This is a genomic window from Streptococcus sp. HMSC073A12 (genome assembly GCF_001812815.1).
In the GTDB taxonomy this organism is placed as follows: Bacteria; Bacillota; Bacilli; order Lactobacillales; family Streptococcaceae; genus Streptococcus; species Streptococcus vaginalis.
Genome location: NZ_KV810556.1, coordinates 1 through 655 on the forward strand (window position 1 = coordinate 1; position 655 = coordinate 655).

The following is a 655-nucleotide window of genomic DNA, read 5'->3' on the forward strand; positions in this document are numbered from 1 at the left end:
CAGACAAATACACACCAGAATATGCAGATACACTTGTAACACCAGGAAAACCTGCAACAGTAACACCTACATTCAAAGGTAAAGATAATGCAGAAACTAAAGCTCCAGAAGGTGCTACATATAGTATCCCATCAGACTTTAAGGCTCCAGAAGGCTATACTGTAACAATTGATCCAAATACAGGTGCAATCACTACTGAAGCTAAACCAGGAACAAAAATTGAAGAAGTTGACGTACCTGTCACAGTAACATACAAAGATAAATCAACTGATTCAGTGACAGCTAAATTTAAGTTGGATACTGATGGTGACGGAATTCCAGATGTGACTGACGACGATGATGATAACGACGGTGTGAAAGATACTGACGAAACAACAGATGGTACAAACACTAAAGATCCAAACTCAATTGCTTCAAAAATCACTCCAATTGATGATCAAACAGGTGTAGTAGGAAAAGAAATCACACCAGTTACTGTCACAGTAGAGAAAATTCCTACAGATGGTTCTGTCAAGGTTGAAGGTCTTCCAGATGGTGTTTCTTACGATCCAGCAACAAAACAAATTACTGGAACACCAACAACCGAAGGTGTATCAAAAGTAACTGTCACAGTTCTAGGTAAGGATGGAAATCCAGTTAAAGGTGCTGACGGAAA

Annotated in this window: 1 protein-coding gene; it reads left to right on the forward strand. The window is 39.1% G+C overall.

Translation table 11 applies throughout. The features are described from left to right. Positions 1 to 655 (forward strand): YPDG domain-containing protein (locus HMPREF2876_RS08240; RefSeq protein ID WP_186822502.1); only part of this gene is annotated, 655 nt, incomplete at both ends.